The organism is Shewanella bicestrii, from assembly GCF_002216875.1.
In the GTDB taxonomy this organism is placed as follows: Bacteria; Pseudomonadota; Gammaproteobacteria; order Enterobacterales; family Shewanellaceae; genus Shewanella; species Shewanella seohaensis.
This window is the reverse complement of the sequence record NZ_CP022358.1, coordinates 3,727,989-3,751,840: the sequence shown is the minus strand read 5'-3', so window position 1 is coordinate 3,751,840 and position 23,852 is coordinate 3,727,989. Positions and strand designations below refer to the sequence as shown.

At 46.3% G+C, this 23,852-nt stretch carries 23 protein-coding genes; 15 read left to right on the top strand and 8 right to left on the bottom strand.

Features of this window, described 5'->3' with window-relative positions; genetic code table 11:
• Nucleotides 1-397 precede the first annotated feature (397 nt).
• The 3 genes from hemG to CF168_RS16425 all read left to right on the top strand — a co-directional run bounded on the left by hemG (nt 398) and on the right by CF168_RS16425 (nt 2,753).
• On the top strand, nt 398-919 hold the full coding sequence (hemG, locus tag CF168_RS16435) for a menaquinone-dependent protoporphyrinogen IX dehydrogenase (protein WP_089068369.1): 522 nt from the start codon (nt 398-400) through the stop codon (nt 917-919).
• Nucleotides 920-956: 37 nt separating this feature from the next.
• Nucleotides 957-1,484, top strand: coding sequence for a cytochrome b/b6 domain-containing protein (locus CF168_RS16430; protein WP_089068368.1), 528 nt, complete (start codon nt 957-959; stop codon nt 1,482-1,484).
• A 261-nt stretch (nt 1,485-1,745) separates the two neighbouring features.
• Nucleotides 1,746-2,753 (top strand): DUF4382 domain-containing protein, encoded by a 1,008-nt coding sequence (locus tag CF168_RS16425; RefSeq protein WP_089068367.1) that lies wholly within the window; start codon nt 1,746-1,748, stop codon nt 2,751-2,753.
• 69 nt (nt 2,754-2,822) lie between these two features.
• Here the strand turns inward: CF168_RS16425 and CF168_RS16420 are convergent, their stop codons facing one another.
• The 3 genes from CF168_RS16420 to nfsB all read right to left on the bottom strand — a co-directional run bounded on the left by CF168_RS16420 (nt 2,823) and on the right by nfsB (nt 5,445).
• Nucleotides 2,823-3,575 carry a DsbA family protein gene (locus CF168_RS16420; RefSeq protein ID WP_089068366.1) on the bottom strand — a complete coding sequence of 251 codons (753 nt, stop codon included), beginning with the start codon at nt 3,573-3,575 and terminating at the stop codon, nt 2,823-2,825.
• 266 nt (nt 3,576-3,841) lie between these two features.
• Nucleotides 3,842-4,486, bottom strand: a complete 645-nt coding sequence (locus CF168_RS16415; RefSeq protein ID WP_089068365.1) for a DNA-J related domain-containing protein — start codon at nt 4,484-4,486, stop codon at nt 3,842-3,844.
• A 305-nt stretch (nt 4,487-4,791) separates the two neighbouring features.
• A complete protein-coding gene (gene nfsB, locus CF168_RS16410) occupies nt 4,792-5,445 on the bottom strand; it encodes an oxygen-insensitive NAD(P)H nitroreductase (RefSeq protein ID WP_089068364.1) in 654 nt (217 codons plus the stop codon).
• Between the two features lie 361 nt (nt 5,446-5,806).
• Between nfsB and CF168_RS16405 the strand changes: the two genes are divergently transcribed.
• The 4 genes from CF168_RS16405 to CF168_RS16390 all read left to right on the top strand — a co-directional run bounded on the left by CF168_RS16405 (nt 5,807) and on the right by CF168_RS16390 (nt 9,509).
• The gene (locus CF168_RS16405; protein ID WP_089068363.1) at nt 5,807-6,817 is read left to right on the top strand and encodes a sugar-binding protein; all 1,011 of its coding nucleotides are present in this window, start codon (nt 5,807-5,809) and stop codon (nt 6,815-6,817) included.
• Between the two features lie 487 nt (nt 6,818-7,304).
• Entirely contained in the window at nt 7,305-7,841 is a 537-nt protein-coding gene (locus tag CF168_RS16400) for an MltR family transcriptional regulator (protein WP_089068362.1), read from the top strand.
• 132 nt (nt 7,842-7,973) lie between these two features.
• Nucleotides 7,974-9,026 carry a DUF6414 family protein gene (locus tag CF168_RS16395; protein WP_089068361.1) on the top strand — a complete coding sequence of 351 codons (1,053 nt, stop codon included), beginning with the start codon at nt 7,974-7,976 and terminating at the stop codon, nt 9,024-9,026.
• 78 nt (nt 9,027-9,104) lie between these two features.
• Nucleotides 9,105-9,509: a GFA family protein gene (locus CF168_RS16390; RefSeq protein ID WP_089068360.1), complete on the top strand. Its 405-nt coding sequence runs from the start codon at nt 9,105-9,107 to the stop codon at nt 9,507-9,509.
• A gap of 109 nt (nt 9,510-9,618) precedes the next feature.
• Here CF168_RS16390 and CF168_RS16385 read toward each other — a convergent pair whose 3' ends face one another.
• The 3 genes from CF168_RS16385 to CF168_RS16375 are packed head-to-tail and all read right to left on the bottom strand — an operon-like array spanning nt 9,619 to nt 11,757.
• A complete protein-coding gene (locus tag CF168_RS16385; RefSeq protein ID WP_089068359.1) occupies nt 9,619-10,344 on the bottom strand; it encodes an amino acid ABC transporter ATP-binding protein in 726 nt (241 codons plus the stop codon).
• On the bottom strand, nt 10,337-11,017 hold the full coding sequence (locus CF168_RS16380) for an amino acid ABC transporter permease (RefSeq protein WP_011623798.1): 681 nt from the start codon (nt 11,015-11,017) through the stop codon (nt 10,337-10,339). The genes CF168_RS16385 and CF168_RS16380 overlap by 8 nt, the downstream gene beginning before the upstream one ends.
• 5 nt (nt 11,018-11,022) lie before the next feature.
• Nucleotides 11,023-11,757 (bottom strand): basic amino acid ABC transporter substrate-binding protein, encoded by a 735-nt coding sequence (locus tag CF168_RS16375; RefSeq protein ID WP_011623797.1) that lies wholly within the window; start codon nt 11,755-11,757, stop codon nt 11,023-11,025.
• A 374-nt stretch (nt 11,758-12,131) separates the two neighbouring features.
• Here CF168_RS16375 and CF168_RS16370 point away from each other — a divergent pair, with 374 nt between their 5' ends.
• Entirely contained in the window at nt 12,132-12,956 is an 825-nt protein-coding gene (locus CF168_RS16370) for a hypothetical protein (protein ID WP_089068358.1), read from the top strand.
• Between the two features lie 4 nt (nt 12,957-12,960).
• On the opposite strand, the gene CF168_RS16365 is transcribed toward CF168_RS16370, so the two are convergent.
• Nucleotides 12,961-13,851 (bottom strand): LysR family transcriptional regulator, encoded by an 891-nt coding sequence (locus CF168_RS16365; protein WP_089068357.1) that lies wholly within the window; start codon nt 13,849-13,851, stop codon nt 12,961-12,963.
• 120 nt (nt 13,852-13,971) lie between these two features.
• On the opposite strand from CF168_RS16365, the gene CF168_RS16360 reads away from it, so the two are divergent.
• The 6 genes from CF168_RS16360 (at nt 13,972) to CF168_RS16335 (ending at nt 21,101) form a co-directional block, all read left to right on the top strand.
• Nucleotides 13,972-14,406, top strand: a complete 435-nt coding sequence (locus CF168_RS16360; RefSeq protein ID WP_089068356.1) for a CidA/LrgA family protein — start codon at nt 13,972-13,974, stop codon at nt 14,404-14,406.
• Nucleotides 14,406-15,140, top strand: coding sequence for an LrgB family protein (locus tag CF168_RS16355; protein WP_011716021.1), 735 nt, complete (start codon nt 14,406-14,408; stop codon nt 15,138-15,140). Before CF168_RS16360 ends, CF168_RS16355 begins: the two co-directional genes overlap by 1 nt.
• 184 nt (nt 15,141-15,324) lie before the next feature.
• Nucleotides 15,325-15,801: a GNAT family N-acetyltransferase gene (locus CF168_RS16350; RefSeq protein ID WP_089068355.1), complete on the top strand. Its 477-nt coding sequence runs from the start codon at nt 15,325-15,327 to the stop codon at nt 15,799-15,801.
• Nucleotides 15,802-16,028: 227 nt separating this feature from the next.
• Nucleotides 16,029-17,504, top strand: a complete 1,476-nt coding sequence (locus CF168_RS16345) for a carbon starvation CstA family protein (protein ID WP_089068354.1) — start codon at nt 16,029-16,031, stop codon at nt 17,502-17,504.
• A 256-nt stretch (nt 17,505-17,760) separates the two neighbouring features.
• Entirely contained in the window at nt 17,761-19,437 is a 1,677-nt protein-coding gene (locus CF168_RS16340) for a glucan biosynthesis protein (protein WP_011716024.1), read from the top strand.
• A 194-nt stretch (nt 19,438-19,631) separates the two neighbouring features.
• Entirely contained in the window at nt 19,632-21,101 is a 1,470-nt protein-coding gene (locus CF168_RS16335; protein WP_089068353.1) for an inorganic phosphate transporter, read from the top strand.
• Nucleotides 21,102-21,113: 12 nt separating this feature from the next.
• Here CF168_RS16335 and CF168_RS16330 read toward each other — a convergent pair whose 3' ends face one another.
• Nucleotides 21,114-22,064 carry a DUF72 domain-containing protein gene (locus CF168_RS16330; RefSeq protein ID WP_430980677.1) on the bottom strand — a complete coding sequence of 317 codons (951 nt, stop codon included), beginning with the start codon at nt 22,062-22,064 and terminating at the stop codon, nt 21,114-21,116.
• Between the two features lie 289 nt (nt 22,065-22,353).
• On the opposite strand from CF168_RS16330, the gene CF168_RS16325 reads away from it, so the two are divergent.
• Nucleotides 22,354-23,802, top strand: a complete 1,449-nt coding sequence (locus CF168_RS16325; protein WP_089068351.1) for a sensor domain-containing protein — start codon at nt 22,354-22,356, stop codon at nt 23,800-23,802.
• Nucleotides 23,803-23,852 lie beyond the last annotated feature (50 nt).

Here is a 23,852-nt window from a genome sequence, read left to right as displayed (position 1 = left end):
CTTTTATGCGCTAGCGCTAAGGATTGGCACTTATTTCTGATTTTGTAACATTTTGATCCCAGAGATGCGGATATTTATTTTTGTGAGCAAGCTAGAATTACCGTATATCCAGCGGCCATTTGGCGCTAAGCCCGTGATCTATTTCATGTAAATCGGTGACTAAATCACCTAGTATGCAATATCGTAATAGGCAGTTTGCTTTTTGCGTGGTAAACCTAAACCGCCTCTATTTGACTCATGCACCATAGATGCGCTTCGCAGGCGCTTGATTATCAAAGTGGTGAATTGTGTTATAGGGGCTGAATTTATCGGTTTGTTTAGGTCAACATAAAGCCGCCGTTCTTTGTCTTTCTTCTGGCCGCTTTTTCTTATTTTTGTTGAGATAATCGAGGCTTAAGTGAAAAAAATTCTGATCATCTTCTCTAGTGTTCATGGTCAAACTCGCAAAATCACCAATCAATTGGCGCAGCAACTCAAAGAGTTAGGTAATTCTGTGGTGATTGCGGATATTAAGGCTGTGCCGGCGATGGAGTCCTTCGATAAGATCGTTATTGGCGCCAGTATTCGCCACGGAAAACATAATCCGGCATTGTACGAATTTATTCAAAAGCATCAAAAGATCCTCACGCAAAAGGTGAGCGGTTTTTTCTCCGTCAGTTTAGTCGCCCGTAAACCTGAGAAAAACACCCCAGAAACCAATCCTTATATGCAGGCGTTTTTAAGCAAAACCACTTGGCGCCCAACCCTGTTGCAAGTGTTTGGCGGTAATCTAAATTACCAAGGCTACAATGCCTTCGATAGAAATATCATTCGCTTTATCATGTGGTTAACTAAGGGGCCGACGGATCCTGTGACCAATGTTGAATACACGGATTGGCAAAAAGTGAATTATTTCGGCCTGTTGATCCACCAAGCCTGAGCGAGCCCGTCGCTTAGTTCTTAAGGGGAAACCCACTATGTCGGCAAAAGTAACCCAGATATTCGATTTTGTGTTGGCGCGTCTACACCTGTGGATTGTGCTATCCGTGGGGCTACTCGTCTGCACCAGCCCATGGATTTTTATCGGTAGAAGCCTGCGCGCCAATGCCAGTATCTGGGATTATCTGCATGTTTATCTTGGATTAATTGCAGCTGCATTGGGGATCTTATTTTTACTGCGCAACAGTATTCAAGGCAAATGGCATCAATACTTCGCCTGGCTGGTGGGGGATTGGGGGCAACTCATACAGGATATTAAAGGACTTTTTAAGGGAAAACTGCCCGTTGCCGGGGGCAAGGGCTTATTCAGCACGGTTGAAGGCATTGGCATGTTGCTGCTGGTCGCAACGGGTGTGACTGGGGCGGTGTGGTTTTTCTATCAAGGTACCCCGCTGGCGATGACATGGCGTGGTTACCATCAAATTTGCGCCGATGTATTTATTGGCTTTTTAGTGGTTCACTTGGTTTTAGCGGCATCTCACATCATTGAATTTATTAGGCAATAAGTCGAAATTACGCGCGGATGCACCTAAGGATTTGGCTTTGCTCCGCTCGAGTCCTGCGCCTTCTTACTTCCACCGTTGAACGGATTTTCACCGTTCAGCGTACGTTCATCGACAAGCTGCACACTCAGCCCTAGACTTATCTCTACATGCCTACCCAGCCCGTTTGAGCCGTTGTTTTCATGCTTTGGCGTTACGATGTGTGCTCATGGGGCGAGGTATGACGATGTTGAGAATTTTGTGGAAGACTAATGAAGGTATCCTATGAATATTCAAAAAAGTGCTCTAGCGATAGCGTTAACAGGTTTGCTGTTTGGTTGCGGTGGATCTGACTCGGGCGAACCTGCCACCCAAATGGCGACATTCAGCCTAGGCGTATCCGATAATCCCGCCGATGCCAAATCGGTCACGATTGCATTCAGGCAAGTGGTATTAAAGAACGACACAGGTAGCTACTCGTTCAATGTCACCCCAAATGGCGAGCTTAAATTTGTCGATTTATTGGAGTTTCAAGGCAGTGCGGTAGATACCCTAGTGAGCGGTCAATCGATTCCCGTGGGCGAATATCAAATGTGTTTGTATATGAAAAACAGCACAGTAGCCAATAGCGACAGCTCACGCGTACAAACCTTAGACGACACTCTCTATGGGCTAACGACCAACAGTAACGGCTCATGCGGCGGTGTGGGTGCCGATGAAAGCGATACGGGCCGATTGTTTTTCAATAAGAAATTCACCATTGCGGCGGGCGTCAATAGCTTTGTTGCCGAGTTTGATTTAAGCAAAGGTTTGCAGGATCCCCACGGTAATAAAGATTACTGGACGCTAAAACCGACTTCAGTGCAATTATTTAATCAGTCCGAAGTGGGCGCGATTAAAGGCACGGTTGGCGCTACTGTGATGGAAGGCTGTGAAGTCGCCGCGGGTGGCTCAGTGTTCTCGCCAGCGGTTTATTTGTATCCAGCCAATACCACGCTGGAGCAGATGAAGGATTTCAGAACCGAGGCCGACACGGCCACTGAGATTGCGCCTATCGCGGCGGCTCGGGTGAATGAAGTCACCGATGCAAACGGCCAAGTCATCGGCCACGATTATGAATTTGGCTTTGTGGTCGCAGGGGATTACAGCTTAGGTTATACCTGCCTAGCGCAAAATGATGATCCAGATGTGAGTAACAATCCCGATGATGTGGAATCCCCTTTCTTTATTCACGCCGCAGAAACTGGGGTGACAGTGACGGCCAAAGGGGTTGCCGAGCGTAACTTCCCTTAGTCGTTAACCGGACAAATAAAAAACCAGCATCACTGCTGGTTTTTTTATTGGCTGCTCGTCAATCGAGCCTTAGCTCAAACGCTTTTGGCGGCCAAGGGCGATAACGGCTGCAAAGGCTAAGAATAACCAGTTTAAGCTGCCGCCTGAACTCTTAGGCGCCTGAGCATCCTTCTCGACGGCCAGATAGTTAATTAAGCCAATCAGCTCATCTAAGGTTTTGATACTGCTTAAGTTAACTGCATATTTATCGTTAACGATAAAAGCAGGCACGCTTTCAACGCGGAATTGATTTTGCTGGGCACGCCACAGGGCCAGCTTCTCATCTGTGCTTTTACTGTCGGCGAGTTGGTCGTACTTGGCCGCATCGATACCAAACTTGGCAAAAATTTGCTTAATGTCGTCACGGCTGTTGATTTGCGGCTCGTGCTTATGGCCTGGCGCACTGTGGTCGTGGCCGTTTGCGCCTGCTTCGCCTTGGATGGCGGCGAACATCGCATGGGTTAACGCATCCTTATTATCTAACTCATGAATGACTGCCAGTGAGCGCATCACCTCGGTGCCAATGTCGCTATTCATAAAGTCGACATGCTTAGTATCAAATGCAATACCTTTGTTTAGATTGGCTTTGATATCAGGCAGATAGTTGGTTTCCATATTGAAACAGTTATGGCAATAGAAGGAGAAAAACTCGGTGAGTTTTGGCTCGCTGCTCGGTGCTTTGTCAGAGATTTGCGTGAAGTGCGTGCCTTCGACAAAGTTGGCGGCAAAGGTGCTAAATGGTGCAACGATTAAGGCGACAGTCAAGGCGATTGGTTTGATCATAGAACCCTCAAATTCGGTTAGAGTGAACTCACCGCATCAATTGCATGCGCTGTACCTACCTTAGTGGGCTAAGGTGGCTCAGGTGATTTCAGTCTCGAAGTTACGCTCGCGTTATACCAGCGTGTATATGGTTTTAGGTTAGTTTGGGATGCTTAATTATCGCTGAAATGGGCGGTAGATATTGGACTAAATCTGTGATCCCGCGGGAGTTTAGCTCGATAACTTTGTCAGACTGCAAAGGGGATCACAGATATAAAAGGAAAAACTTAAGCAATATCGCGCAGGGATTGCCAAGCCTCACAGACCTCGCGGAAACGCGCCGCATCGCCTTCGGGTCTATCGGGATGCCATTTCAGCGCTAAACGGCGCCATTGTTTGCGGATGTCCCTTGGGGTTGCGCTCTCATCTAACTCGAATACTCTCAGGGCGTGGCCCTTGTGCATCAAGTTCACGTTCAGGCCAATATAGCTCTTATAACTGCTCCAGAAGGCTTCCAATAATTCGCGTACTACGTTTTCACTGGTGTCGTAGTTATTCCAGTCAAGATAGTATTCCCGCAGGGAAGTATCTTCCATTATCAATAGGTTAACGTTGGAAGGCACGAGGCGGAAAATCTGGATCTCCATCGCTTTGACTTGCAGCCATTGCTTTGGCATCAGGATCTCTTGCAGTTCGAACAGGGCATTCATCAGTAAAAAATTGCGTTTAAACAAATCATTACCAGGGTTTTCATCTAACGGATGGATTAGCCCGCGATTTTGCAGTTCGGTGGCGAGGTGATGGATTTTCCAGCTTTGATTAGAGGCTTGTAACACGGATAACACGGGCCAGATTAACGGGTTATCGCTCTTAGTGGTCGAGAGCGTTGCCGATTGAGCTTCTGCACTGAGTGAAGGTTTAGCGAGTAGCATACTGACTGTCCCATCCTAAGTTGTTATCAAGCGAGTGTGATTAAAAGTAAGGTTTCACTATCTATAAGATTTTAAATGCTTTTATCTTATTGTGATGCGAGTCGTTAGTGAGCTTGGAATACACTATGCCATAGAGGAAAAGTGTAGGCAAAGAAGGATTCTAGAGCAATTTACCCCGAGGTCACTCCGACTTTGGTTGGTTTTAACTGCGGCAATGGGATCTGGCTGATGCTGGAGAGCAAGCGATAAAAATGCCCTTGTTTGCAATCACAAACAAGGGCATATGCAAACTTAGCGAATGAGGTTTAGATCTCGGTAAAGATAACCTCTTGCGCTAAACGTGACTTAGGTAACTTAGCGTTGAAGTCTTCTTCGGAGCGATAACCTAGAGCGACCACCACTGATGCACAGAAACCTTTTTCGCGTAGGCCTAAGACTTGATTGAGTTTAGTTGCATCAAAACCTTCGATTGGACAGGCATCGATATCGAGTACACTCGCACCTAACATCAGGGTTCCGAGAGCTAAATACACTTGTTTTTCCATCCAATGTTGGGCGTCTTTTAACTCATTCTTATGCATATTGGCAAAGAAAGAGCGGCCGTTGTGCTGGCCTTGCTTGGCTTCTTCATTGGCAAAACGGCCATCAGCAGCCTCTTGCTCTAATACTTGCAGTAAATGGGCTTCATCGAGTTGAGTACGGGTACACAGCACGACTACATGGGAAGCATTGAGAATTTTTTGAGTATTGAAGGCGTAGTTTTCGGTCGATTGTGCGATCAAGGCTTTGCCTTCCGCCGTGCTTGCTAACACAAAATGCCAAGGCTGCGAGTTAGTCGATGATGGGCTGAACTGCAGTAACGTCTTGATTTCGGCTATCTTGTCAGCAGGAATCGTCTTTGTTGGATCAAAGGCTTTAGTGGTGTAACGCTTTTTAGCGAGAAAACTTAAATCACTCATGTAACAGCTCCAAGTCATCGAGGAATACAAAATCAACGACAGCATTTTAAGCGGGTTTAAGTAAAAAACAATGTGATCAAAACGGCTATCAGTTTCAAAATATTTTTGAAATTAATAGCCGTTGTGCGCAATGAATGCTGAGGGACGTTTTGTGAAAAGCAGTGAATCGAGAGTCACCTCATGGCGTAATAGCTGGTTAAACAAATTGCCTGAGTGCGGTTTTGTTGTGGCTAGAGAGATGAGCTAACTCAAAAATACTGAGTGAGATCAAAAGTCTTCCAAAATACCGTTGTCGCTCGTATGGTTTAATCTATTCCTTTGCTACATTTTATTAAGTCGAGCTTACTGTTTAGGGGAATGTATGGCGAGATTATTGATGCTGCTGATTGCATTTAGCCTATTACCGCTGTCTTGTGGCTACGCAAAGGAGCTTAAGTTTGCAGTAGTGCCTAAATTCTATAGTGTTTTTTTTGATCAAAGCAAAACGGGTTGTGTTGACGCCGCCGCACAAATTAAAGGGGTTGAATGCATCTATCGGGGACCCGAATCAAGTAGTGTGAGATTGCAAGATCAAGTGATAAACCAGCTGATTGATGAAGGTGTAGATGGAATTGCCGTCGCGGTTACACAATCTAAGTATCTTGCCGAAAATAGCCTAAAGAGGGCAAAGGAGGCTGGTATCCCCGTTGTTACCTATGACTCAGATTTTGATGCTTCTATCGATGAAGATCCTAAAAATTTACGTTTGGCTTATATCGGCACCGACAATTTTGCACTAGGTCAGTCGTTAGGGGAGGAGCTTAAAAAGTTACGGCCCAATGGGGGAACTCTCATCATGCAATCGGGCAGGCCCGATTCTCCGAATCTGAATTTAAGACTGATGGGCGTGCGCTCCGCGTTATCTGGCAAAACCTACAATGCCCCTCCAGGAGAATTGCTCAATAATGATTTGGGCTGGACTGAAGTTCGCGAGCCTTTGTTTAATTTTGACCAACTTAGTCAAGCGGTTAAGCAAATGGAGTCCGTGATGAAAGGCAAGCCAGTGAAGGCCGATTCCTTCGTTGCCGTTGGTGGTTGGGCGCAAAATGATGCGGCCCTCTACCGTGAAATGATGGCTCCCTATCAAGATAAAATCGATAACAAGGACATCGTCATTATTATTACCGACACCTCTCCAGAGCAATTAGCTATGTTGAAAGACCGCCTTGCCCATATCAACATTGGTCAAAGTCCCTATGAAATGGGCAGGCAAGCCATTTTGACCTTATATAAAATTGTCACGAAACAAAAATACGACGACATTATTTACACACCAGTGATCTTTTGTACTCAACAGAACTATGAGACCTGCGAGAAACCTACGGGAATGTAATGCCATAGAGGTTATGTTCTAGAGACCGTTTTGGAGAGTGCAGCTCCAAAAAAGTCATAAACAGATGTTTGCACAGTCTTTTATATCCATCTTTTATATCCATAAGTCGGTGATAAAAGATCATTGGTAATTAGTTGCTGTATTAATTTGGAATTACCCTATCAATATTCAAACGTGACAGTAGATCAGACTTGCCTAGTCTGGTTAAGTGCAAGCGGAGATTTGGTTGAATGGGCGGACTTTATATTCGTCATGCAAAAGACTCATATTGATAATTAATATAATAAAATCAAAATCTTACTTCACAATTAAAAGCTTGTGTGCCTAGATATACTAGACAACTATGACCGAATGGATCCCGAACTTATCCGGTAACAACAAAACAGAGTGACCAAACATGTTCGCTTGCGATAGGCCATATAACAAGAAAATGTAGCCGCCCGCTACGCGTCGGCTGAGTTAAGTATTAATTTTACAGAGGTAAACGATGTTCCAGATTGATATTGATGAGTCTGATCGTGGCTGTGTGATTATCGCAGCTGCAAATATTGAAGAGTTCTTAGAGCGCATGTTACAAGCCATTGTCGAAGGTTCTCCAGTATCGAAAAAGAAAAGTCGTGCGATGTTCGATACCACGGGCCCATTTGGTAACTTTTCGGCGAAGTATTTGATGCTTGCCGCTTTTGGATATTTGTCCAAAGAAACGTTTGATGATCTCGAAAAACTGAGAAAGTTACGAAATATGTTTGCACATACAGCAAAAACTGTGAAGTTTGAAGATCCTGAAGTCTACCAGGTTATTGTATCCATGAGATGCTTTAAAAGTGCCAACAAACAAATGAATAAGCACCTTGGCTTGCCACTTGATAGCATGCCAAATATTGAGCTGGACATGACCGATAATGAGGCACAATACAAAGGTTTGGTTAAACGTGTAAAAAGTGATTTTGCTATAGGTATGTCTATGTTAGCTAATTATATTATCGAAGACATAGAACAACGTTTGTCAAAGCAACAAGACTAATAAAACATTTATGAGTGATTTGCAAAGCTTGCCCTTTTCGCTTCGTTTAAAGTATAGGTAAGCGCTGCTCACACCTTAATGCGGTGTTAGGCGACTGGATAAGTAACGAGTGTGCAATAAGGAAATTGAAGAATGATTTTATATGATTATTTATATGTGGATTTGGAAAAATCCATTTCACTATATAGCCAACTTACAGGTGGAGTTGTTGAGTTAAAAGAAACTCAACAAGAAAAAGGCTCAACATCAGACAATAAAAGAAATTATGACTTCAAAGTATTTAAACATGATGCTGGTGGTGTAGAACATGAAAAAGAACATAGTAAAGCTACAATCAAGCCTCATCATGCATTGTTACAAGAATTGGAAAAGGAGCTTTCTTCTAATGGTTATCTTTTAGATTTATCAAAGATAGGCGAGTCGCAAACGTTAAAAAGCCCAGAAGTGAGAAATATTCTTAAAAATGCTCTTTGTGTTAAGTGCACAGGTAGGGTTGTTTTCGAAGACTATGAGAGGATGAAGAAAATTGGTCAAGACTTCCCATCAATAGTTGAATTAATTAATAAGAGCTCAACGAATACACTTGAATCCTCTCCAGAATATCAAGTTATCTTACATAAAATCAAATCTTTACAAAATGCTAGCGGTGATACATATAAAAAACAGTTGGCTAAAAAACAAGCTAAAGAGCTTCAGTTGACTCTTGAACAACTAAAAAAATCTGTCACAGGTGTTGATATAGTTCCACAGTGGATATTAGATGGAATGAAAACATGGATAGATGCTTTTCTACCAAATATTATAAATATAAGAGTTTATCCTTTTAGTAGTGAAATGGATGAACATCTATTCGGGCACTTAGACTCATCTAATTTTTCTATTCAAGATCCTACAGCTTTCCATTTCACATACGGCTCTTTCCCAACAGAAGAATTTACTATGATTGGGGTTGTTACTTCTGTCCCAAGTAAAGAAGATGAAGAATTCAAGCCGTTATTTGAATTTGAGAAAGATGAACTTGAAGATCATGAAAGAGTTGAAAGTGCATTTAGAGGAATGTTTAGAGGTTTTGATGGTATGGAGGCTATGGTGAGAACTTGCAGGTATCCTCGAGTTTTAGTACACCCAATTCTTGTTTATCGTCAAACGTTGCCTAACAAGTCCATCAAGCAAGACTATAAGTAGTTTGCTGTTTTTGTTCCTCAACATTTTAGCAGACAATTTTTAACCTAATATTGAGGCGTTACAAAATCGAGGTATATCATGAAGCTTGATGGTGGATGCTTGTGCGGAAAATTACGATATTCAATTGATGCAATGCCAATTGATGCTGGATTTTGTCATTGTAAAATTTGTCAGAAAGCCAATGGCGCTCCCGTGGTTGCTTGGTTAACAATACCCTTTTCTGGTTTTTTATACACAAGTGGTGATGCTGCTATTTATGCTTCAAGTAAAAAATATCAGAGGGAGTTCTGTCGTAATTGTGGTTCTCAGATAGCTTTTAGGTCGACAGTTGAGCCAAAAACTATAGATATCACAATATGTACGCTAGACGAGAGTTCAAAAGTCGAGCCTCAGTATCACATATGGTGTCAAAGCAAAGTGAACTGGTTACATTTAAATGATGAGCTCCCACAGTTTTTGGATGCTGGTCCAGACGGCCCCTAAAAACTCAAAAACGACTCAAGAGAAACTTTAGTACAGTAAATAAAACGCCCACTATTTACATCAACAATGGGCGTGGAAGATGAAGCTTGACCAATATGCAAGGCTTAAATTACCTCAGCACCTTACTTAAAAAGCTTTGGGTTCTGGCTTCTTGGGGGCGAGTGAATAATTCCTCGGGAACATTAGACTCCACCACATAGCCGCCATCCATAAAGATGACTCTGTCGGAAACATCGCGCGCGAAACCCATTTCGTGGGTCACAATCACCATGGTCATGCCTTTTTGCGCTAAGTCCTTCATCACATCCAGCACATCGCCGACCATTTCGGGGTCGAGTGCAGAGGTGGGCTCATCGAATAGCATAAGGTCCGGCTCCATCGCCAGCGCGCGGGCAATGGCAACCCTTTGTTTTTGTCCACCCGAGAGACTCGAAGGATAGGCATTGGCTTTATCCTGCAAGCCCACTTGAGTAAGCAGCGCCAACGCCTTGTTATCGGCTTCGGCTTGGGTCATTAACTTTAGGCTCACTGGCGCTAAGGTAATGTTTTGCAATACGGTTTTATGGGGGAATAGGTTGAAGTTTTGGAACACCATGCCCACTTTTTGCCGCAATTTATCGACACAGGCATCCTTAGCGGTAATGGATTGCCCTTCGATTTCAATATCTCCTTGGGTGGGTTTTTCTAATAGGTTGATGCAACGTAAAAAGGTGCTTTTACCGCTGCCGCTGGGGCCGATCACACTCACCACTTCGCCTTGGCGAATATGTTCGTTGATGCCCTTAAGGACCGCATTATCGCCGTAACTTTTGTGTAGGTTGGTTATGTTAATCACTTTGCTTCAACCTCTTTTCGAATTTCGACAGCATAAACGTGAAGCTGTAGGTCAGGAACAGGTAAATCAGTGCACAGGTAAAGAGTGGGATACTGTCTTCAAAGGTACGGCTACGGATAATCTCACCCGCCCGCATTAAATCCACGCCGCCAATAAAGCCAATTACGGCGGTTTCTTTGAGTAGCACGATAAACTCATTGCCTAAAGCGGGCAGAATATTCTTAATCGCCTGCGGCAGAATAATCAGCTTCATGGTCATTGCTTGCGACAGGCCGAGCGAACGTGCCGCTTCGGTTTGACCTTTATCGACGGCTTGGATCCCTGCGCGAATAATCTCAGAGATATAAGCGCCGCTGTTTAAACCAAAGGCGATGATGGCGGCGGTGACCTTATCAACATCGAATGCGGCCAGCACGATGAAGTAAAGGATCACTAACTGCACCACCACTGGCGTGCCGCGGATCACGCCAACATAAAGCTCGGCGGGGAAGCGGATATACCACTTAGATGACATCTTCATCAGTGTGGTACCCACGCCTAATACTGCGCCTAATAACATGGCGAAGAAGGTCACAATCAAGGTGACTTTTAAGCCGTTTAGGATCAGCAGTATGCCTATCATGCCGTCGTCGCCAATGGGACTAAACAGCGAAGTATTGATTGCTTCTAACATAGGGATCACTTGATATGGGCTGAAACGAGCGCCTGATATTGGCCGCTTTCTTTCAAGTTTTTCAGCGTGTTATTAATGCTATTGAGAAGTTCAGGCTGCTGCTTTGATACCGCAAAGCCATAAAACTCAGGGGGAAAATCCAGCTTGATCAGTTTGAGATCGGGGTTTTTCGCCAGATAGTTTGCCGCAGGCTCGCTATCGAATAGCACTAAGTCGACTTTGCCATTCTTCAGTTCCATGATGGCTTCGAAGCCGGTGTTAAAGGCGGTGACATTTTGGGTGTATTTTTTAGACATCATATCGGCGGTTGAGCCGAGCTGCACCGCAAAGTGTTTGTCTTTAATGTCATCAAGGGTATGAATGGTGTCGTTATCTTTATTCACGAGCAGCACTTGAGTCGCCTCATAGTAGGGCTCCGAAAAGTTAACGCTGGCCTGGCGCTCTGGCGTGATGGTCATGCCCGAGGCGATAAAATCAATCTTGCCTGAGTTTAGCGCGACGATCAGTGAATCGAATTTCATATTTTCGACTTTGAGCGTCTTGCCGGCATCTTTAGCGATTTGTTTGGCAAGCTCAATGTCGAAGCCTTTGATCTCGTCGCCACTTTGTCCGCCAACATATTCAAAGGGCGGGAAGGCCGCATTGGTTCCAACCACTAAAACATCGTTGCTTTTCCCACATCCAGCTAACAACAAGGTGGCAGTGAGGGCTAGGCCGCCTAATAACATGGATTTTTTCATTTAAGACTCTCTTTTGAATGACTCGCAATGTGGCGACTATAGGGATGTGATGCTCTTGTGTCAATAATTATGCTTTAGAAATGATTAAAAATGCATTCAGGGTCGCAATTGTTGTATGCCTAAACACTTGTGATTACAACGCTGGCTGTGTTTGATATAGATACGTTTTTAAAGCATTAGTGAATTGTTTAGGATGACCGTGAATAGCAATTTTCGGCTTTCACTTGTGCGGGATATATCATTTTTTATTCATTTTTACGGCTAAAATAGTTAGCGATGAACGATTTCTAACAAAAATTGTAAAAACTTCATTAAATTATGCCCAGTTAATCTAATCTTAATGCAGGATCAAATAGCAATTTATGGAGCGAAATGTGAGATACCTAACTCTGGCACCAGCGGCACTCCTTTTGGGTCTAGCAACTTCGGTCAGTGCAGAAGAATCGACCCAGTGGCATTACACCATGGGGATACACGATTTTATTGTGGAACAGGAGAGTTCACATACCTTTGGATTTAACGGCAATATTATGATTGAACATACCACGGCGTCGGATATTTACCTGTCCGCCATGCTGGATATGTTTATCGACATTGATACCGACGATCTCGACCCCGACCATATTCCCGTGTGGTTTAAATCGGACTATGTGGCCTCGGGTGAGTTCTACCATATCGATCCTCGCTTCTTCTTCGGATGGCAAGTGGACCTACAGGGTAAACGTAACACTGTGAGTTCTATCGAAAAGCAAGCCAAGTTATTTCCTGGATTAACCGCCAATTATAAGGGGCAGGAATCGCAGGCCCAGTTAAAGGCGGGCGCGGGCTATTACTATCTAGAAATCGATGACGACGTGCCCCGTACCCGTGGTTACGACCGGGGCGATTTTGGTAATGGCGAGTTCGCTTACACCTTAATGGGCAGTTTTGGTTTTGATATCACACCCAAGTTAAACATGAGTTTTGCCGCGCAAAACTGGAACGACGGTGATAAATGGCTTGAAAATCAATATCGCTTCAGCATGAGTTACGATACGGATTATTGGGAGAAGGGCAGCCAGTGGTTACTGTATGTGGAGCATACCGAATACAACCTCGACCACTATGCCAAGGAGAGTGTGCACTCACCCGACTACTTGCCCATCCTGCCTTGGGATAACGATACCTTAGTGCGCTTTAGCTTAGTCGTGCCTTGGTAGTGAGCTACTTTTGCGTTAAGTGTTTCTCCACTAACGCAATCATCGCCTGCGCCGCAAAGGACAATACTTGTTCTTTGCGCCAAAACAGTGATAACTCCCAGCGCAGTTCATCGCTTGCCAATGGAATATTCACCACCCCAGATACGCTGTAACGCCGCGCGATAGAGCGCGGCAGTATCATCACACCCGTGCCCGCCGCCACAAGGGCGATCCCGAAGTCGGCTTGGCTGACTCGAGTGATGTTTTTAGGGGTAAATCCGGCGTGTTGGCAAGCGGTTAACACCAGTTGATACAAAGTATATTCGGTTTCAAACATCACTTGTGGCTCGTCGACTAAGTCGTGGATCGACAGCATTGGTCGTGAGGTGAGGGGATTCTCCTTGGGCAGCACCACCACCATGGGATCGTTAAACACCCGAATGCCGTGGTAACCATCGTCGAAGTTGATAATCCCGGTGGCCAGTTCAATTTCACCCTTTTGAATCGCTAAGGTTTGCTCCACGCCGCCGCGCACCAGCAGGTGCATATCAATTTGCGGATATTGCTGGCGATATTTGGCAATGATAGGAGCAAAAATCTCAGCACTGCCGAGTGGCGCAAGACCGAGTTTCAATTCGCCTGCGGTTAAACTGCGCTGGGCACTGAGTTCGGCCAGCATGCGTTGTCGCCCAGCGAGCAACTCCTTGCCATGGCGATAGACCACTTCTCCCGCTTGGGTGAGCTTAACCTGAGTGCCACGTTTGCCGCGCTCGAGTAGTACCAGATCGAGTTCTTCCTCTAATTGGCGCAGCGCCTTGGAGAGGGCGGGTTGGGTGAGGTGAACCTTTTCGCTGGCCTTACCAAAACCGCCGGCATCGATGATCTCGATAAAATAACGCAGCACTTTAAGATCCATTCTCGCCTCGATAATACATTCTTAAAATTCATGGATTACATGCTTAATATTCATTTTTTTTATTGAATAGACAAGCCTAAAATATTCCCATAGCAACTTTAGTGTAAATCGAGAAACCGCATGTCTTTCCTACAAGCCGCAATACGTCGATGCCGTCATGGGGCTTTATTGTTAACTCAAATTGGCCTCTTTTGTTTATTGTCTTTCGCCTGCCATTGGTTCGCCACTTGGGCGCATTTACCTGTGCCTGGTAGTGTGTTGGGATTAGGTATCTTACTGATTTTACTCGCGACTAAGTTAATCCCTGAAAATGCGGTGCAGCTTGGTGCCGCTTGGTTGATTGGTGAGTTACTGCTGTTTTTTATTCCGCCAGTGATCTCTGTTATCAAGTACGAAGGCCTGTTTGAGCAATATGGGGTGAATATTCTCTTCACCTTAGTCATGGGCAGTGTGTGCGTGATGGTGGGCACGGGATTTGTGGTTGACCGAGTATTTCGTTTCGAGCGTCAACTCAATATCAAAAAGCATGCTCGTCGCCATGCTAAGGCCGCCTAATGTCGAGCCTTAACTTAAGCCCAGCAGCGATTTCTGAATTACTGTTTTCGCAGACGGGATTGGCACTTATCAGCTTGTTATTAACGCTATTCTGTTACTTTGCGGCCAAGCGTTTATATAGGCTACACCGTGTGTGGTGGTTGGCGCCGATTGTACTTGCACCCGTGGTGATCACGCTCTTGGTGTTTAATCTCGATATTCCACTGCCGACTTATTTTGAATACACCCATTGGTTAATGGCGATGTTAGCACCTGCGACAATCGCATTTGCCTTGCCTATTTATCGGGAGCGTAAGCTCATTCGCCAATATCCGCTGACCATTGCCCTTGGGGTGATAGCAGGATTGTTGCTCGGCATGATTTCTAGCTGGCTGTTAGTGAAATTTGTGCCACTGCCGGTCGAGCTGTCTAAGAGCTTGTTGGTGCGTTCGGTATCTACGCCCTTTGCGATGGAGGCGACAAGCGCCTTTGGCGGTGTGCCAGAACTGACCGCCATGATGGTGCTCATCACCGGGATTATCGGCATGTTGGTATGTGAGCCGCTGTTCAAGCTGATGCACATTCGTACGTCTTTAGGTAAAGGCGTGGCATTAGGTGCTTCGGCCCACGGTGCGGGCGCCGCAAAAGCCAGTGAGTTAGGCCAGCAAGAGGGCGTTATTGCCAGTTTGACCATGATTTTTATCGGAATCGCCATGGTGCTGGGCGCGCCCGTATTTGCTGTGATCTTCAGTTAGTGTTCGAGAGTGATGTGCTGAATTTGCGTTAACCCTCTCCACCTTAATGTGATTTTGTTAGTTTTAATGATGTTGTTTTGCCTCTTAGGGCGCTAACCTCTGCTTGGGTTATGCGCCCATTTTTTTAGCTAGCGGCGAATGTCAAAATAAAGTGGCACTAAATTAAATCGAATAGGGATATAGGATGGATAAGCAAACACGAGTATCGAATGTGACATTGAGGCCCATAGGACAAGACGATCTGGAGTTGATCTTCACCCATCAACAGGATCCGATAGCATCCCAATTGGCGCAATTTCCCTCTCGGGATCGTGAGGCATTTTACCTTCATTGGCAGCAAAATATTCTCGGACAGGCGTCGGTACTGGCACGGGGGATAGAGGTCGATGGCTTGCTGGTTGGCAATATTGGCCATTGGCATATGGATGGTCAGGCGATGATTGGTTACTGGATTGACCGCGCATTTTGGGGGCGTGGGGTCGCAACCTTAACCTTAAGTACCTTTTTACCTTTAGTGACCTCAAGGCCGCTTTTTGCCCATGTAGCACAGCATAATCTAGCGTCCCAGCGGGTGTTGCTGCGCCATGGGTTTGTAAAGATGGACAGACTCATTCAAGAGGCAGACGATGTGGCGCCTTTGTTGGAGTTTGTGCTGCGCTGATGCTTAAACCGTCACGCTAACCAAAGGCTTAAAGCCCTTAATCTGAGATTTTGGCATATTGAGAGCCGATACATTATTTAATAAATCTATTTAGATATACGTGTTTTATCGTAAATTTAGATTTATCAACCCGACTTTAGTCTAGTACCTGATGGCTTGACCTCATTGGCTAACTCAATGAAACTCTCCATTTAATCACCTCCTACTAAAGTATGGATAATTAAATAATGTTTATTTTCTTCTTATGCCTTGCGCTCTTAGTGCTGGCATACAAGTTTTATAGCCCATTTGTTGAGCACCAAGCAGGGATTGATCCTAAAGCGCAAACACCCCAAGCAAGATTCGAAGACGGTGTGGACTATGTGCCCGTTCACCCCGCCAAAGCGTTTTTGATTCAATTCTTAAACGTAGCCGGGGTCGGCCCGATTTTTGGTCCTATCCTAGGTGCTTTATATGGTCCAGTCGCCTTACTCTGGATTGTGTTAGGTAACATTATTGGCGGCGCGGTACACGACTATTTCTCGGGAGTGTTAAGCATTAAAGAAGACGGTAAGAGCCTGCCAGAAATCGCTGGTCACTACTTTAATGTCTACTTTAAAGGCGTGATGCTGCTGTTTACTGCGATGTTACTGTTCTTCGTGGGCGTGGTGTTCATCATGAGCCCTGCGGGTCTGTTAAGTAACCTCGACTATTTTAAAGATACCATTTTTGGCAATAACACCTTCTGGGTGTTAGTGATTTTGGCTTATTACTTCTTAGCCACTATGCTGCCAATCGATAAGATCATCACTAAGCTGTATCCCGCTTTTGGTCTGTTGATGATCGTTATGACCACTTCGATTGCGGTTGCTCTGCTGATCAGCGCGCCACAGTTACCCGAAATGGGCGATGTGTTTGCTTACTTCAACCACAGCCATTACAACAATGACTTGCTCGAGCCAAACCCAGACGGTTTACCGATTTGGCCATTGCTGTTTGTGACTATTACCTGTGGTGCTATCAGTGGTTTCCACTCGACTCAAGCACCTATCATGGCGCGCTGCCTGACCAACGAGAAATACGTTCGCCCTGTTTACTATGGCGCTATGGTGGCTGAAGGTGTTGTGGCTTGCGTGTGGGCAACTGCGGGTATTGCGGCCTTCCCGGGTGGTTATGTTGAGCTTAAGAGCTTACTCGACCAAGGTGGTCCAGGCCTTGTCGTTAACCAAGTGGCTACTAGCTATCTTGGTGTATTAGGCGGGGTGATGGCAATTATTGCGGTGGCTGTATTCCCTATTACCTCGGGTGATACTGCGTTTAGATCGCTGCGTCTCACCATTATCGACGCCTTTAACATCCCACAGAGTATGCGTAACCGTTTGTTGGTGGCGGCGCCTATCCTGACTATCGCTTACTTTATGACTAAGATCGACTTCTCCTTGATCTGGCGTTATTTTGCCTTCTCAAACATGCTGTTATCGACAAGCGTGCTGTGGTTGGCGACTAAGTATCTGTTCGATAGAGGCAGCTTCCATTGGATTGTGAGTTTGCCTGCGATTGCCGGAACCTGTGTCACCATCTCTTACATCATGACGGCGGGTATTGGTTTAGGTTTGCCTCAATCACTGAGTCAACCCGTGGGGATTGCGGTCGGCGTGGTGTGTTTAGTGGCCTTGATTATTGCCCATAACAAACGTAAAACAGTGCTGAATACAAACTCTTAACCTCATTGGTTTTATGACTGCTAAGGGCTGCATTTTGCAGCCCTTTTTAATACTATTTTCATAAACTGGCGTCAGTATTGAATATTGTCACTGTGACATATTCCATTGCGTCGAAATTATGTTAGATTCTGGCGAACTGATGGAGATAGAGGTATGGTTATCACTGTCATCAACAGTTCTCCACAGGGCAGTCACTGCAATATTGCTTACTTTTGCAGAGAAGTGTCAGGAAGTTACACCAAATCAGAGTCTGCTTATGCAACCCAATTTATTTCCCGAACAAAGACATTTAAATCGTGAGCCGATGGTGATGCCGTCGGTGGAAGCTCAGTCTACCCGTAGCCGTTTACAACGCATGGTGGGCAGTGTGCTACTCACCTGCAGCGTGTTGTTAAGCTTATCTGCTTGTGCAGCGGGTAAGGCGAGCGCACCGCAGGAAGAAGAGTTTAGCTACGCCTGGTTGAAAGGCTATGCCCATACGTTGGCGGCTGAGTCCTATGTGAGCCATAAGGGCGAGTTGCCAAAAAGCTTACAGGGCATGAGCTGGGATGATTACCAGCAGTTTCATTTCAAGAAAAAAGCCGCCCTGTGGCGTGAGGATGATTCGGAGTTTCGCGCCGAGTTATTCCACTTAGGTCTGTACTTCGATACGCCTGTGCATATTTACCAATTGGAAAATGGCAAGGCAAAGCTGATCGAATATTCGTCTTCCATGTTCGATTACGGTAAATCCAAGGTAAAGGGTAGCCAGCTACCAAAAGACCTAGGTTTTGCTGGGTTTAGAATGCAGTTTAATACCGACTGGCAGCGTGACGTGGTCGCCTTCTTAGGTGCCAGCTATTTCCGCGCCGTAGGTCAAGAAATGCAATATGGTCTATCTGCCCGTGGTTTAGCGGTCGACACTGCGCTGCCTAAGCCTGAAGAATTCCCTATGTTTACCCGTTTCTGGTTAGAGAAGCCACAACCGGGTTCTAATATTGCGACTGTGTACGCTCTGTTAGATTCACCAAGTGTAACAGGGGCTTACCGTTTTGATATCGAACCGGGCGAGCGTTTAAAAATGAAGGTCGATGCGGCAATTTACCCGCGTAAGGCCATTGAACGTTTAGGCGTTGCACCACTGACCAGTATGTACATGGTGGGTGAAAACGATCGCCGCACCGGTTACGACTGGCGCCAAGAGATCCACGATTCAGACGGTCTTGCCATGCACACGGGTAACGGTGAATGGATTTGGCGTCCGCTGGGTAACCCAAGCAACCTGCGTTTCAATGCCTATAGCGATGAGAATCCAAAGGGTTTTGGTTTAATGCAGCGCGACCGTAACTTCGACCATTATCAAGATGATGGTGTGTTCTACGAGAAGCGTCCAAGCCTGTGGATTGAGCCAACTGGCAACTGGGGTAAAGGTTCGGTGCAGTTAGTGGAAATTCCAACACTGGATGAAACCTTCGACAATATCGTGGCGTTTTGGAACCCTGCAGAACCCATTCAGCCGGGTCAAGAGTTACTCTACAGCTACAACATGTACTGGGGCGGCATTCCACCCGTGCAATCACCCCGTGCCCGCGTAGTCGATACCTTTACTGGTATTGGTGGTGTGGTTGGTCAAAAGCGTAAGTACTATAGCAAGCGCTTTGTGATTGATTTTGCTGGTGGTTCCTTACCTATGCTGGGTAAAGATACCCAAGTAAAAGCGGTGATTTCGACCTCTCAGGGTCGTGTTGAAATCGAATCTGCTCGCCCACAACATGCGATCAACGGTTACCGCGCTATGTTTGACCTAGTGCCGCCAGAAGACAGCGTTGAGCCGATTAACCTCAGAGTTTACTTAGAGGTAGATGGTCAGCCATTAACTGAGACCTGGATGTACCAGTGGACACCACCACCAGTGAACGAGCGTGAGCTGCATAACGCCGGTCATCTGCAGTAAGCCGTGACTCAGTTTTAAATCTTAAAACGCCAGCCTTGTGCTGGCGTTTTTGCATTAGCGGATTTGTTAAATGCAAGCCTGACACGGAGTTATTGAGGACTGATTCACTTTTTGCAAATCTAAATAATTTTTCACTGTCAAAGAGGCCAACCTTAGGCGTAATCTGTGGCGTCCTCGTTATAGGTTAGCGATTCATGTTTGAGATATTGACTTCTATCGACCTGGGTTGGTCGGTAGCTTTAGTGCTGGCGGTGTTATTTGTGCTGGCCTACGAATTTATCAATGGTTTCCACGATACCGCCAATGCTGTTGCCACAGTCATCTACACCAAGGCTATGCCTGCCAACCTCGCGGTGATTTCTTCAGCCCTGTTCAACTTTGCCGGAGTGCTGCTCGGTGGACTTGGCGTCGCCTACGCCATAGTGCATCTCTTGCCCGTCGATTCTTTACTGGGAATGGATTCAACCCAAGGGCTGTTGATGGTGTTCTCACTGCTCTTTTCGGCCATTATTTGGAACTTAGGGACTTGGTATTTTGGCATTCCGGCCTCCAGTTCCCATACCCTGATTGGCTCGATTATGGGTGTTGGCGGCGCATTCGCCTGGATACACAATGAACCTGTACTGCACGGCATTAATCTTACTAAAGCCACGCAGATTATGCTGTCGTTGATCATTTCGCCCACGCTGGGGTTTGTGCTGGCGGGGATACTGTTGTTGCTAATGAAGTTCGTGTGGCAAAAGCACAAGATCCACCGCACCCCCGATGAACAGTTTCAGATTAATGGCAAACGTCACCCGCCGTTCTGGGCGCGCGTCAGTTTGATAGCCTCGGCCATGGGGGTGAGCTTTGCCCACGGTTCTAACGATGGCCAAAAGGGCATTGGTTTAGTGATGCTGGTGCTGATCTGTATGGCGCCGGCGTATTTTGCCCTCGACATGAGTAGCCAATCCTATGATTTAGAAAGAACACAGGATGCTAACCGCCGCATTATGGCTATCTACAGTCGCAATCAAGCTGTGATTAGCGATCTGGTGGATATTAAAGCACAAGTGAATGTGACTGATACTTTACTGAGCCACTGCTCGGCACAAACCGTATTACCGGCCATGTCGCTACTCGATCGCCGTTTAGATAAGGCCAGCAGTTTTCAAGAGATGAGTGTCGAAGAACGTCGTGAAGTGCGTCGCTTGCTGCTGTGTATCGATGATACTGCGCGCAAAGTGGCAAAATTAGACTTACCCGCCAAGGAGTTAACATCACTCAATAAATGGCGTAAGGACTTAACTAAGTCAACCGAATACGCGCCTTTGTGGGTGATAGTAGCCATTGCGACGGCCTTGGGCTGTGGCACCTTAGTGGGTTGGCGCCGCATTGTTTATACCGTCGGTGAGAAGATAGGCTCCTCGGGGATGACCTACAGCCAAGGAATTGCGGCGCAGGTGACGGCGGCGGCATCGATTGGGATCGCCAGCGTGACGGGAATGCCGGTTTCAACCACCCATATTCTGTCTTCGGCGGTGGCGGGCACTATGGTGGCCAATCGCTCAGGCTTACAAAGCCAAACCATTAAGCAGATTTTATTAGCTTGGGTACTGACACTGCCGATTACCATGCTCTTATCTGCATTGGTGTTTATCTTGGCTAACGCGCTCTGGGGTTAAGCTAAATTCCTTTTACCACGTCAGTTGCATCTGCGCGGCAGACTCTGCCAACGCTTTATGCAACTGAATAGTGGGCAAGCTGATTTCATCGGCCAGTTGTTGCTGCAACTGCTGGTATAAACGTACCGCTAATTCGGGCGCGGTCTGGTTATCGGGCGTATGAATAAACAGATAAGGCTCGCGCCCCTCTTTTATCCAGAGTGCGAGTTGCCTTAGCCAGTTGTTAAAAAAGCTATCGTTATTCTTCACCTGCAATTTATCGTTACTCGCCGCCAAGGCTTCAATCGTGCCATCCGTTTGGCCAATAAAACGCACCACGGGCGTATGGGCGGTCGCGATAGCGTGAACGGGCACCTGTGGCTTTTTCTTATGGGCATCGATGATCGCTTCGTTGGCGGGCGGCAAGGCAAACAGTGGCCGACTGTCCATGATGATGCGATTGATTTGTCTATCCATCAACAGGCGATTTAGCGCTCGCTCGGCGTCTCCCTTGGCAAAAAAGGCTAAATGGCGAACCTCTACGCCATAGCTTAAACCTTGCGGTAAAAGATCAAAAAAACCTGCTAACACCGGCAACTGTTCGGGGCCGAATGAGGCGGGGAGCTGAATTTTCCACAAGCCGGTTTTTTCAACCAAGGGTGACATCACTTGGAAGAAGGCCAATAACTCCTGCTGACAATCCTGCAACTGCTTTTGATGGGTGATGGTTTGTGGCAGTTTGAAGGTAAAGCGAAAATCATCGGGAGTAGCGCTGTGCCAATTCATCACTGTTTGCGCATTTGGCGTCGCGTAAAAGCTGGTGTTGCCTTCCACTGTATTGAAGATACTGGCATAGCGGGCAAGTCTTTCAGCTTGTTTAGTGCTTGAACCATAAACACTTTCTTGCCAATGGTTATGCGACCACATGGCAAGCCCGAGACGTAATTGTCGCGCGCTATGGGGAGGGGACTGGAACGACGTCAAACATACTCCTACTTAACTGGCTAAACACTGGAATGAGGCATAAGTGGGCGACTTATGCCATCGCCCTTTAGGGTATTGTGCTTAAATCGGTTTGTGTCCGTCAAATCCACCGCTGGCTTTTATCAGTATGCGGGCGAGATTGCGCTGGATTTAGCTTGGAACTGTCATGGTAATTAACCTACTCTAATAGTATGTTATTCTGTGTTTTGGACTTTAATGGCGGGGATTTCCCCGGTTTGTTAATGGGCCTCATGACGTAAATAAACCCTCGGCATAGTTGGAGAGTTGTGTGAAAAACGATGGTTATACTTCCCTAAGCCAATTTGTTGATTTGTTATTAGATGCTATCTGCGTCGTCGATAAAACCGGGCGCTTCGAGTTTGTCAGTGCGGGCGCCGAGCGTATTTTTGGTTATACCCCAGATGAAATGCTGGGGATGCAGATGTTAGATCTTGTGTATCCAGAAGATAGAGAACGCACACTGGCCGCCGCCAATGACATTATGGCGGGCAGTTATAAGCTCGATTTTGAAAATCGTTATGTTCGTAAAGATGGCTCACTGGTCGATATTCTCTGGTCTGCCCGTTGGTCTGAGGATCGCCAGCAGCGGATTGCCGTCGCTCGCGATATCACTAAAAGCAAAGCCGCCGAGCGGCGCCAGGCTGCGCTGTATGAGATTTCTGAGGCGGTGCATGTTACCGAAGATCTCCTCGCACTGTATCGACGCATTCACCAGATCCTAGCCAAACTGTTACCGACGGATAATTTTGCTATCGCGCTGTATGATGCCGATCTTAATGAGTTAGATTTTCCCTATCGTGTGTTGGCGGGGGAGCAAAATCCGGCGCAATCCGCCAGTTTCGATCATTTTACCGAGCAAGTGATCCAAAGCGCAGAGTCTATGCTGCTTTGCCCCATGACTCGGCCTGTTTCTGCGGTTGAAAGTGAGCTTTGTTATTCGCAAGTAGGCCCGCAAAAAAATCAGCAAGAAAATCCGCAAGCCATAAGTTGGCTTGGCGTGCCGCTAACATTGCAGAAGGGCATTATCGGCGCCTTGATTATGCACAGTACCCCTGATTCTCGGGCTTACACTCAGCAGGATTGTGAGTTACTGGAGTTTGTGTCGACCCAAGTCGCTTTTGCGATTGAGCGGCGGCAGATGTTGGCGCGGTTAGAGCATATTGCACTTTATGACCAACTCACCCATTTGCCTAATCGTGAGTTGTTTTATGACAGATTCCAAAAGGCGCTATCACGCGCGAATCGTGAGTCGAGCTATTTCTCCTTACTCTATTTGGACTTAGACAAGTTTAAATGGGTGAATGATACCTATGGTCATGGTGTGGGCGATCTCCTGCTACAAATCACCGCCCAGCGGATCTTGGGATGCGTGAGAAACTCGGATACGGTTGCCCGTTTTGGTGGCGATGAGTTTGTGATCCTGCTTGAGCGTGTCGATTCGGCGCAGAATACCTTGCTCGTCGCCCAAAAGATCCTAGAAGTGCTTAACCAGCCCTTTGAGCTGGTTAATCAACAGGTCCATATTTTGCCGAGCATTGGAATTGCCCTCTATCCCGAGCATGGCAGGGATGAAAAACAACTGTTGTCCTGCGCCGATACGGCGATGTACAAGGCGAAGCGTAATGGCGGTAATCGGATTGAAATGGGTTATCAAGGCTTAAAGACCAGCTATTTCGAGCCTTTAATCCAACCCCATCGAGAGGCGTTGAAGCGCTAGTGTCATCTTTATAAAAAAATCCCCGATAAGCTCAAGATTATCGGGGATTT

What these genes read in the sequence shown, in the direction of transcription:
- CF168_RS16405 (WP_089068363.1), top strand. Translation starts at nt 5,807, where the DNA reads ATGGCGAGATTATTGATGCTGCTGATTGCATTTAGCCTATTACCGCTG.
- CF168_RS16375 (WP_011623797.1), bottom strand. Translation starts at nt 11,757, where the DNA reads ATGAAAAAATCCATGTTATTAGGCGGCCTAGCCCTCACTGCCACCTTG.
- CF168_RS16430 (WP_089068368.1), top strand. Translation starts at nt 957, where the DNA reads ATGTCGGCAAAAGTAACCCAGATATTCGATTTTGTGTTGGCGCGTCTA.
- CF168_RS16355 (WP_011716021.1), top strand. Translation starts at nt 14,406, where the DNA reads ATGTCGAGCCTTAACTTAAGCCCAGCAGCGATTTCTGAATTACTGTTT.
- CF168_RS16425 (WP_089068367.1), top strand. Translation starts at nt 1,746, where the DNA reads ATGAATATTCAAAAAAGTGCTCTAGCGATAGCGTTAACAGGTTTGCTG.
- CF168_RS16365 (WP_089068357.1), bottom strand. Translation starts at nt 13,851, where the DNA reads ATGGATCTTAAAGTGCTGCGTTATTTTATCGAGATCATCGATGCCGGC.
- CF168_RS16350 (WP_089068355.1), top strand. Translation starts at nt 15,325, where the DNA reads ATGGATAAGCAAACACGAGTATCGAATGTGACATTGAGGCCCATAGGA.
- CF168_RS16400 (WP_089068362.1), top strand. Translation starts at nt 7,305, where the DNA reads ATGTTCCAGATTGATATTGATGAGTCTGATCGTGGCTGTGTGATTATC.
- CF168_RS16335 (WP_089068353.1), top strand. Translation starts at nt 19,632, where the DNA reads ATGTTTGAGATATTGACTTCTATCGACCTGGGTTGGTCGGTAGCTTTA.
- CF168_RS16390 (WP_089068360.1), top strand. Translation starts at nt 9,105, where the DNA reads ATGAAGCTTGATGGTGGATGCTTGTGCGGAAAATTACGATATTCAATT.
- CF168_RS16360 (WP_089068356.1), top strand. Translation starts at nt 13,972, where the DNA reads ATGTCTTTCCTACAAGCCGCAATACGTCGATGCCGTCATGGGGCTTTA.
- CF168_RS16395 (WP_089068361.1), top strand. Translation starts at nt 7,974, where the DNA reads ATGATTTTATATGATTATTTATATGTGGATTTGGAAAAATCCATTTCA.
- CF168_RS16420 (WP_089068366.1), bottom strand. Translation starts at nt 3,575, where the DNA reads ATGATCAAACCAATCGCCTTGACTGTCGCCTTAATCGTTGCACCATTT.
- nfsB (WP_089068364.1), bottom strand. Translation starts at nt 5,445, where the DNA reads ATGAGTGATTTAAGTTTTCTCGCTAAAAAGCGTTACACCACTAAAGCC.
- CF168_RS16340 (WP_011716024.1), top strand. Translation starts at nt 17,761, where the DNA reads ATGCAACCCAATTTATTTCCCGAACAAAGACATTTAAATCGTGAGCCG.
- CF168_RS16345 (WP_089068354.1), top strand. Translation starts at nt 16,029, where the DNA reads ATGTTTATTTTCTTCTTATGCCTTGCGCTCTTAGTGCTGGCATACAAG.
- CF168_RS16415 (WP_089068365.1), bottom strand. Translation starts at nt 4,486, where the DNA reads ATGCTACTCGCTAAACCTTCACTCAGTGCAGAAGCTCAATCGGCAACG.
- CF168_RS16380 (WP_011623798.1), bottom strand. Translation starts at nt 11,017, where the DNA reads ATGTTAGAAGCAATCAATACTTCGCTGTTTAGTCCCATTGGCGACGAC.